General features: G+C 70.0%; 1 protein-coding gene. It reads left to right on the forward strand.

What is annotated here, in order from left to right; translation table 11 throughout:
- A partial coding sequence (locus ACFFRH_RS44325) for a TCP-1/cpn60 chaperonin family protein (RefSeq protein ID WP_386164217.1) occupies window positions 1-768 on the forward strand: 768 nt, incomplete at its 5' end.
- Window positions 769-771 lie beyond the last annotated feature (3 nt).

Below are 771 nucleotides of genomic sequence, written 5' to 3' on the forward strand. Positions count from 1 at the left end.
ATGCTGGGCGACATCGGCATCCTGACCGGTGCCCAGGTCATCAGCGAGGACCTCGGCCTGAAGCTGGAGTCCACCACCCTGGACCAGCTCGGCCGCGCCCGCCAGGTCATCGTCACCAAGGACGAGACCACCATCGTCGACGGTGCCGGCGACGCCGAGCAGATCGCCGGCCGGGTCAACCAGATCCGCGCCGAGATCGACAACACCGACTCCGACTACGACCGCGAGAAGCTCCAGGAGCGGCTGGCCAAGCTGGCCGGCGGCGTGGCCGTCATCAAGGCCGGCGCCGCGACCGAGGTCGAGCTCAAGGAGCGCAAGCACCGCATCGAGGACGCCGTGCGCAACGCCAAGGCGGCCGTGGAGGAGGGCATCGTCCCCGGCGGCGGCGTGGCGCTGCTGCAGGCCGGCGCGAAGGCCTTCGACAAGCTGGAGCTGTTCGGCGACGAGGCCACCGGTGCCGCGATCGTGAAGAAGGCTCTGGAGGAGCCGCTCAAGCAGATCGCCGTCAACGCCGGTCTCGAGGGTGGTGTCGTGGTGGAGAAGGTGCGCAACCTTCCCCCGGGCGAGGGCCTCAACGCCGCCACCGGCGAGTACGTCAACCTGTTCGAGACGGGCATCATCGACCCGGCCAAGGTGACGCGCTCGGCGCTGCAGAACGCGGCGTCCATCGCGGCGCTGTTCCTCACCACCGAGGCCGTCATCGCCGAGAAGCCCGAGAAGGCCGGAGCCGCCCCCGCCATGCCCGGCGGCGGCGACATGGACTTCTGAGTC

It is taken from the genome of Streptosporangium vulgare (assembly GCF_042428775.1).
GTDB classification, from domain to species: Bacteria; Actinomycetota; Actinomycetes; order Streptosporangiales; family Streptosporangiaceae; genus Streptosporangium; species Streptosporangium vulgare.